An 8,697-nucleotide genomic window follows, 5' to 3' on the forward strand; every position below is an offset into this window, starting at 1 on the left:
GTTGACGGCACCGGTCGCGAAGGCCTGCGCGAGCTCGGCGACCTGGATCGTGACCGGCTGGGCGCCGGCGAGCTCGGCGATACGCGCGGTGTAGGGGTTATAGGCCCGCAGCTTGAGGCCCTTCATGTCGGCCGTGGAGTTGATCGGCTTGTTGGTGTAGATGCCCTGGGGCGGCCAGGGCACCGCATAGAGAACCTTCAACCCCTGCTTGGCGAACTTCTCCTCCAGGGCCCTGCGCGAGGCCTTCCACAGCTTGGCGGCCTCCGCGTAGCTGGTAGCGAGGAACGGGACCGAGTCGATGCCGAATAGCGGGTCTTCGTTGGCGTAGCCCGAGATCAGGATCTCCCCGATCTGCGCCTGCCCGCCCTGCACCGCACGCTTGATCTCGGGCGCCTTGAACAAGGATGCATTGGAGTGCACCGTGATCTTGAGCTTGCCGGCGGTTGCCTTGTCGACGTCGGAGGCAAACTGCACCAGGTTTTCGGTGTGGAAGTTGCTCGGCGGGTAGGCAGAGGGCAGGTCCCATTTGGTTTGGGCTTGGGCGGCACCGGCCAGGGCCAGGGCCGCGATCATCAACGAGACGTTGAAGCGCATATGAGAATCTCCGCATGGGGGAAAGCACAAGGGTACGGGCTTGCCGCAGCCCCCAGCATTGGGGCTTATACGACGACGATCAATTAGCAAGTGCCGTTCCACCGAACGCGCCTGCCGCACACGGAGACCAACGCATGAACCTGCGATTCGTCGAAGCCTTCTACTGGGTGGTGCAGCTCAAGAGCGTGTCGCGCGCCGCCGAGAAGCTCTGTGTCACGCAGTCGGCCATGTCCAGCCGCATCGCAGCGCTTGAAGACGAGCTGGGCGTGCTGCTGCTCGACCGGCGCGACAAGCAGTTTCGGCTCACCGTGGCCGGCATGCGCTTTTTCAGCCACGCTCAGAGGTTGCTCGCGCTGCAGCGCGAGATACGCAGCGAAATGGGTGCTGGCGCACGAAGCGTGTCGCTGCGCATAGGCGTGATCGAGTCAGTGCTGCACTCGTGGCTGCTCGAATGGGTGCAGCACACGCGCAAGGAAAACCCCGATTTCGAGCTGGAGCTGTCGGTCGAGACCACACCGGTATTGGTCGACCAGGTGAAGCGCGGCGCTCTTGATCTGGCCTTCGCCGCGCTGCCCACCTCGGGTGAAAACCTGCGCAGCCGTGCGCTGCCCGCCATGGAAATGGTGTTCGTGGGCCGCAAAGACCTGCACCGCAAGCGCAGCTACACCTTGGCCGATCTGGCGGTGTATGACCTGCTCACCTTCCAGCGCGGCTCGCAGCCGCATGTGGCACTGGTCGACATGTTTCGCGGGGCCGGCGTGGCGCCGCCGCGTGTGCACACCATCTCGTCAATCTCTGCCATGGTGCAGCTGGTGGAGGGGGGCTTCGGAGTGGCCACGCTGCCGCTGGCGGCGGTGCTGCGCTTGAGTGACCGCCTGCCGCTCAAGCCGCTGAAATGCGACACGCCGCTGCCGCCACTGCCCGTGCACGCCAGCTATCGCGAAGACCCGACCTCGGTGGTGGCTTCGGGTGTGGTCGATGCCATCCTCGCTTTCATTGGCGCGCCACCCAGCCGCAAGCCGGCAGGGCGGGGTTCAGCTAAACCGTTATCGAAAAAATCGATGAAGTAAGCAGAATATTTCTTGTTTGCCGACCAGGCAAAGCCCCCAACACAATGCGGCCACTTTCAAGCGTCGCACACAGCGGTTACTCATTCGGGGTTTTGTCGTGACACCAGCAGCAGCATCTTTCGCCTCTGAGCAAGGCAGCGTTGCCAAGGCCCGAGCCGCCATCCGCGCGGGCGCCTACACGTCGCACACCAGCGGCTTGGCTCGCGATCACGTGCAGGGCAATGTGGTGATTCTTCCCAAAGCGCTGGCCGATGATTTCCTGCGCTACTGTCAGCTCAACCCCAAGCCTTGCCCGGTGCTGGCGGTGTCGCAGCCTGGTGAGCCGATGCTCCCGAAGCTCGGTGCCGACATCGACATCCGCACCGACGTGCCGCGCTACCGCGTGTGGCGCCGCGGCGAGCTGGTCGACGAGCCGACCGACCTGCGCGCGCTGTGGCGTGATGACCTGGTCACCTTTGTCATCGGCTGTTCGTTTTCGTTCGAGCAGGCGTTGCTCGATGCTGGCTTGTCAATGCGGCACATCGAGCAGAACCGCAACGTCGCCATGTACCGCACCAACATCGCCACCGAATCGGCCGGGCCCTTTCGCGGGCCGATGGTGGTGTCGATGCGGCCATTGAAAGCCAAGGCCGCGATCCGCGCCATACAGGTCACCTCGCGCTTCCCGGATGTGCACGGCGCACCGGTACACCTCGGCGACCCATCGCTGATCGGAATCACTGACCTGTCCAAGCCCGACTACGGCGACGCCGTGGACGTGATGCCCGACGAGTTGCCGGTGTTCTGGGCCTGTGGCGTGACGCCACAGGCCGCCATCGCTCAAGCGCGCCCCGAGTTCTGCATCACGCACGCACCAGGTGCCATGTTGATCACCGATCTGTTGAACAACCAACTCGCCAGCTTCTAACGGAGAAATGCCATGAAACGAATTGCCCTTGCACTGTCGGCACTTGCCTGCGCACCCATCGCGCTGGCCCAGACCCAGTGGGACCTGCCCACCGGCTACAGCGCCAACACCTTCCAGACGCAGAACGTGGCGCAGTTTGCCGCCGACGTAGAAGCCGCCACCGGCGGGAAGCTGAAGATCACACTGCACCCCGGCGGCTCGCTCTTCAAGCAGCCTGAGATCAAGCGCGCCATTCAGGCTGGCATGGCGCCAGCGGGTGAATTCATCATCTCCGGCATGGCCAACGAGAACCCGCTCTTCGGTGTCGACTCGATTCCCTTTCTCGCCACCAGCTACGCCGATGCCAAGCGCCTGTACGAGGCGGCCAAGCCCTACCAGCAGAAAGTGCTGGCCGCTCAGGGCGTGAAGATGCTGTTCTCGGTGCCCTGGCCCGGTCAGTCGCTGTACTCGGTGAAACCCATTGCGAACGCGGCTGATTTCAAGGGCACCAAGATGCGTGCCTACAACCCGGCCACGACGCGCATTGCGCAGCTCTTGCAAGCCCAGCCCACCACCATTCAGTTGCCCGAGCTGGGGCAAGCACTGGCCACCGGCACAGTGAACAACTTCCTCACGTCGAGCGCCAGCGGTGTCGACAGCAAGCTCTACGAGCAGACCAAATATTTCTACCCCGTCAACGCATGGCTGCCGCGCAACGTGACGGCGGTGAGCGAGAAGGCCTTCAGCGCGCTCGACAAGGCCACGCAAGACGCCGTGCTCAAGGCTGCTGCCGCTGCCGAGCAGCGTGGCTGGCAGGTCAGCGAGCAGAAAGATGGCGAGTACGTGAAAGAGCTGGCTGCCAAGGGCATGACGGTGGCCGCGCCCTCAGAGAGCGTGCGCGCCGAGCTGGTGCGCATAGGCGAGCTGATGACCACCGAGTGGATCGCCACCGCGGGCGCCGATGGCAAGGCCATCATTGACGCTTACCGTAAGAAGTGAAGCCATGAACCGCCTGGCCTACGGCTTCAACAAACTGCTGATGGCCATGGCCTGCGCGGCCATGGTGGCGGCCTTTGGGTCGATCGCGCTCAACATCGTGGCGCGCGTAGCGGGCTGGGATGTGCCGGGTCTAGACGGTTACGCCGGCTATGCGATTGCAGCCACGCTGTTCCTCGCGCTGCCGAGTGCGTTTCGTCACGGCGACCACATACGCACCACGCTGCTGCTGCAGCAGCTAAAGCCGCGCAGCCGTGCGGTGCTGGAGTACTGGTGTCTGCTGGCCGGACTGGGCGTGGCGCTTTACCTCGCCTGGTTTGCCTGCCGGCTGGTGTGGCAGTCGCATGCGCTGCACGACGTGGCGGCCACGGCCGATGCCACGCCTTTGTGGATACCGCAGATCGCCATGGCCTTGGGTTGCGTGGGCTTTGCGTTGTCGTTTGTGCAAGCGCTGGTGGCACGCATCACCGGCCAGGTTTTCTTCATCGAGGCGGCCGCAGAAGCGATTCACGCGGAGTAGGCCACCCGTCATTCCTGCCCCCGTGGGATTCCAGCATCGCCGCACGTCGTGAGTCCCGTTTTCGCGGGAATGACGATGTTTGGCGCATTGAAAGAAACGCGTCATGGAAGTTCTCTTGGCCGCTGTCCTGGTGCTGCTGCTCTTCGTCGTGCTCGGCTCTGGCTTGTGGATAGGGCTCTCGCTCATTGCCGTGGGCCTGACCACCATGGCCTTGGGCAGCCCGCGCCCGGTGGGCGACAGCATGGTGCTCACCATCTGGGGCTCTACCTCCAGCTGGACGCTCACCGCGCTGCCGCTCTTTCTGTGGATGGGCGAGATCTTGTTTCGCACCAAGCTCAGTGCAGACATGTTCAAGGGCCTCGCGCCCTGGCTAGACAAGCTGCCCGGGCGGCTGCTGCACGTCAACGTGATCGGCAGCACCATCTTCGCGGCCGTGTCGGGTTCGTCGGCCGCCACCTGCGCCACCATCGGCAAGATCTCGTTGCCCGAGCTCAAGCGCCGCGGCTACCCCGACAGCATGGCCCTGGGCACCTTGGCAGGCGCGGCCACACTGGGTCTGCTGATCCCGCCTTCGATCATCATGATCGTCTACGGTGTAGCGGCCAATGTGTCCATCGCCAAGCTGTTCATCGCGGGCGTGATCCCGGGCCTGCTGCTGGCACTGCTGTTCATGGGCTACATCGTGGTGTGGTCGCTGTTCAACAAAGACAAGATCCCGCCAGCCGACCAGCACATGAGCTTCGTGCAGAAGCTGCACGCCTCGCGCCACCTGATCCCGGTGGTGGCCTTGATCGCGCTGGTGCTGGGCTCCATCTACAGCGGTGTGGCCACGGCCACCGAGGCGGCGGCGATAGGGGTGTTTGGCTCCTTCGTGCTTTCGGCCCTGGAGGGCAGCCTGAGCTGGAAGAGCTTCAGTGCCGGCCTGGTGGCGGCCTGCCGCGTCTACTGCATGATCGGTTTGATCATGGCCGGCGCGGCCTTTCTCACCTTGGCCATGGGCTTCATCGGCCTGCCGCGCCACTTGGCCGAGTTCATCGGCAGCCTGCACCTGTCGCCCTTCTTGTTGATGCTGTCTCTGGCGCTGTTCTTCATCGTGCTCGGTTGTTTTCTCGACGGCATCTCGATGGTGGTGCTGACCATAGGCGTGCTGCTGCCCACGGTCGAGGCGGCGGGTTTTGATCTGATCTGGTTCGGCATCTTCACTGTGCTGCTGGTCGAGATCGCACAGATCACGCCGCCGGTGGGGCTCAACCTCTTCGTGTTGCAAGGCCTCACCAAACGCGAGCTCACCTACATTGCCCGCTGCGCGACGCCGATGTTTGTGCTGATGCTGCTGGCGGTGATGGCCTCTTACTTCTTCCAGAACATTGTGCTGTGGCTGCCCAGCCGCATGTGACAACGTAAGGCGAGAAGCCAACGGCGTCGTCACCCCGACTTCAACCCGCAATGCCAGATCGGCCGCGGGGCTGGCGAGTACCATGCCCCGAGCCTGTTCGGCAGCGCGCTTTTCGGCTCCCTTGAAAGCTTTGCGACATGCACGCTCAACCTCTTGTTTCCGACCGCTGGCAGTTCTGGATCGACCGTGGTGGCACCTTCACCGACGTGGTCGGCAGGCGGCCCGATGGCAGCCTGGTCACCCACAAGCTGCTGAGCGAAAACCCCGAGCAGTACCGAGACGCGGCGGTGGCCGGCATACGCCACCTGCTCGGCCTGAAGCGCGGCGAGCCCATCCTGCCCTCGCAGGTGGAGTGCGTGAAGATGGGCACCACCGTGGCCACCAATGCGCTGCTCGAGCGCAAGGGCGAGCCCACGCTGCTGGTCACTACACAGGGCTTTCGCGATGCGCTGCGCATAGGCTACCAGGAGCGGCCACGCATCTTCGACCGCCACATCGTGTTGCCCGAGCTGCTGTACAGCCGCGTGATCGAAGCGCATGAGCGCGTCGGTGCGCAGGGTGACGTGGTGCAGGCGCTGGACGAAGCGCACCTGCGCGGCGAGCTGAAGGCCGCCTTTGATGCCGGGCTGCGCAGCGTGGCCGTTGTCTTCATGCACGGCTACCGATTCACCGCCCACGAGCTGGCGGCCAAGCGCCTGGCGCAGGAAGCGGGCTTCCTGCAGATCAGCGTGTCGCACGAGGTGAGCCCGCTGATGAAGCTGGTGGGCCGTGGCGACACCACGGTGGTCGACGCCTACCTCTCGCCCATCTTGCGCCGCTACGTGGAGCAGGTGGCCGGCGACATGCCGGGTGTGAAGCTCTTTTTCATGCAGTCGTCGGGCGGGCTGACCGATGCGCATGCCTTCCAGGGCAAAGACGCCATCCTGTCGGGGCCGGCGGGCGGCATCGTCGGCATGGTGCGTACAGCACAACTGGCGAAGCGCGACTTGGGAGGCGAGCGCGTGATCGGCTTCGACATGGGCGGCACCTCTACCGACGTGAGCCACTTCGCCGGCGAGTTCGAGCGTGCCTTCGAAACGCAGGTGGCGGGCGTGCGCATGCGCGCACCGATGATGAGCATTCACACGGTGGCCGCGGGCGGCGGCTCCATCTTGAGCTTTGATGGCGCGCGCTTTCGTGCCGGGCCCCAGAGCGCCGGCGCCAACCCCGGCCCAGCCTGCTACCGGCGCGGCGGGCCTCTGGCCGTGACCGATGCCAACGTGATGCTGGGCAAGATCCAGCCTGCCTACTTTCCCCAAGTGTTTGGCCCGCATGCCAACGAGTCGCTGGACCGCGAGGCGGTGGTGCGCGGCTTTAGCCAGATGGCCGGCGAGATCGAAAGCGCCACCGGCGTGAAGCGCTCGCCCGAGGAAGTGGCCGAAGGTTTCATCGACATCGCCGTGGGCGCGATGGCCAACGCCATCAAGAAGATATCTGTCGCGCGCGGCTACGACGTGACGCGCTATGCCCTGCAATGTTTCGGTGGCGCCGGTGGCCAGCACGCCTGCCGCGTGGCCGATGCGCTGGGCATGACGCGCGTCTTCGCCCACCCGCTGGCCGGCGTGCTGTCGGCCTACGGCATGGGTCTGGCTGACCAGAGCGTGATGCGCGAGAGCGCCATCGAGCTGCCCTTGGCCACGGCCTTGCCAGCGGTGAGCGAGCGGCTGGGCACTTTGGCGCAGGAGACTGCTGACGAGCTGCGTCGCCAGGGCGTGAGCAGCACCGCGCTGGTCGTGCACCGGCGCGTACACGTGCGCTACGAGGGCACCGATTCGGCGCTGGTCGTGCCCTTCGGCAGCGCAGCCGAAGTCCAGTCGGCCTTCGAGGTCGCCTACCGGCAGCGCTTTGCTTTTCTGATGAGCGAGCGCCGCCTGGTGGTCGAAGCCGTGTCGGTCGAAGCGGTGGGCGCAGGCGACGCACCGGCCGAGGCTGTGCGCGATGTGTCAGCCCAGGGCGATGCGCCGTCGGCCGACACGGTGCAGCTCTTCAGCGGCGGCCGCTACTGGGCTGCAGCCTTGGTGGTGCGCGAGCAGGCCTTGCCCGGCCACACCATAGAAGGCCCGGCCATCATTGCCGAGAAAAACGCCACCACCGTGGTCGAGCCCGGCTGGCGCGCGCGCGTGACTGCGCTTGACCACTTGGTGCTGGAGCGCGTGCAGCCCCGTGAGCAGCGCATGGCCATGGGCACGACGGTCGACCCGGTGATGCTGGAGGTGTTCAACAACCTCTTCATGAACATCGCCGAGCAAATGGGCCTGCAGCTGCAAAACACGGCCTACTCGGTCAACATCAAGGAGCGGCTCGACTTCAGCTGTGCGCTGTTCGATGCCGAGGGCAACCTGATCGCCAATGCGCCGCACATGCCAGTGCACCTGGGCTCCATGAGCGAGTCGATCAAGACGGTGATCCACGGCAATGCCGGGCGCATGAGACGCGGTGATGTGTATGCCCTGAACGACCCGTATCACGGCGGCACCCACTTGCCCGACGTGACCGTGGTGACACCCGTGTTTGCTGACAACGGCGACGACATCCTCTTCTACGTGGGCTCGCGCGGCCACCATGCTGACATCGGCGGCACCACGCCGGGCTCGATGCCGCCGTTTTCTACGCGCATCGAAGAAGAAGGCGTGCAGATCGACAACGTGAAGCTGGTCGAAGCGGGGCAGCTGCGCGAGGCTGAGATGCTGGCGCTGCTGAAGAGCGGCACCTACCCGTCGCGCAACCCGCAGCAAAACATGGCTGACCTGAAAGCGCAGATCGCCGCCAACGAAAAGGGCGTGCAAGAGCTGCGCAAGATGGTGGCGCAGTTCGGCCTGGAGGTGGTGCGTGCCTACATGCGCCATGTGCAAGACAACGCCGAAGAGTCGGTGCGCCGCGTCATCACCAAGTTGCGCGACGGCGAGTTCACGTTGCCGCTGGACAACGGGGCGCTGATTCGCGTGGCCATCAAGGTGAACGCCGCGCAGCGCAGTGCGGTGATTGATTTCACCGGCACTTCCGATCAGCTGGCCAACAACTTCAACGCGCCGCGTGCGGTGTGCATGGCGGCGGTGCTGTATGTGTTTCGCACGTTGGTAAACGATGACATTCCGCTCAACGCGGGCTGCCTGAAGCCATTGCAAGTGATCATCCCCGAAGGCTCCATGCTCAACCCGAGGCCACCCGCTTCGGTGGTGGCGGGCAATGTGGAGAC

General features: G+C 64.7%; 7 protein-coding genes. 6 read left to right on the forward strand and 1 reads right to left on the reverse strand.

Annotated elements, in window-relative coordinates; translation table 11 throughout:
• The coding region (locus AC30QB_RS11765; protein WP_489546407.1) for a TRAP transporter substrate-binding protein at positions 1–594 on the reverse strand (594 nt) is incomplete at its 3' end.
• Between the two features lie 134 nt (positions 595–728).
• On the opposite strand from AC30QB_RS11765, the gene AC30QB_RS11770 reads away from it, so the two are divergent.
• From AC30QB_RS11770 to AC30QB_RS11795, 6 genes are all read left to right on the forward strand, one after another.
• Complete coding sequence (locus AC30QB_RS11770) at positions 729–1,664, forward strand: LysR family transcriptional regulator (protein ID WP_489546408.1); 936 nt, start codon at positions 729–731, stop codon at positions 1,662–1,664.
• Positions 1,665–1,761: 97 nt separating this feature from the next.
• Entirely contained in the window at positions 1,762–2,571 is an 810-nt protein-coding gene (locus AC30QB_RS11775) for a putative hydro-lyase (protein ID WP_489546409.1), read from the forward strand.
• A gap of 12 nt (positions 2,572–2,583) precedes the next feature.
• Positions 2,584–3,549 carry a TRAP transporter substrate-binding protein gene (locus AC30QB_RS11780; protein WP_489546410.1) on the forward strand — a complete coding sequence of 322 codons (966 nt, stop codon included), beginning with the start codon at positions 2,584–2,586 and terminating at the stop codon, positions 3,547–3,549.
• Positions 3,550–3,553: 4 nt separating this feature from the next.
• Positions 3,554–4,066 (forward strand): TRAP transporter small permease, encoded by a 513-nt coding sequence (locus AC30QB_RS11785; protein ID WP_489546411.1) that lies wholly within the window; start codon positions 3,554–3,556, stop codon positions 4,064–4,066.
• A 103-nt stretch (positions 4,067–4,169) separates the two neighbouring features.
• Positions 4,170–5,462, forward strand: a complete 1,293-nt coding sequence (locus tag AC30QB_RS11790; protein ID WP_489546412.1) for a TRAP transporter large permease — start codon at positions 4,170–4,172, stop codon at positions 5,460–5,462.
• A 137-nt stretch (positions 5,463–5,599) separates the two neighbouring features.
• A partial coding sequence (locus AC30QB_RS11795; RefSeq protein WP_489546413.1) for a hydantoinase B/oxoprolinase family protein occupies positions 5,600–8,697 on the forward strand: 3,098 nt, incomplete at its 3' end.

Origin of the sequence: Rhizobacter sp. (assembly GCF_046595475.1) — a bacterium.
Classification (GTDB): Bacteria; Pseudomonadota; Gammaproteobacteria; order Burkholderiales; family Burkholderiaceae_C; genus Rhizobacter.

Excerpts from the sequence above, each read along its gene's own strand:
- AC30QB_RS11785 (WP_489546411.1), top strand. The coding sequence starts at position 3,554 with ATGAACCGCCTGGCCTACGGCTTCAACAAACTGCTGATGGCCATGGCC.
- AC30QB_RS11780 (WP_489546410.1), top strand. The coding sequence starts at position 2,584 with ATGAAACGAATTGCCCTTGCACTGTCGGCACTTGCCTGCGCACCCATC.
- AC30QB_RS11770 (WP_489546408.1), top strand. The coding sequence starts at position 729 with ATGAACCTGCGATTCGTCGAAGCCTTCTACTGGGTGGTGCAGCTCAAG.
- AC30QB_RS11790 (WP_489546412.1), top strand. The coding sequence starts at position 4,170 with ATGGAAGTTCTCTTGGCCGCTGTCCTGGTGCTGCTGCTCTTCGTCGTG.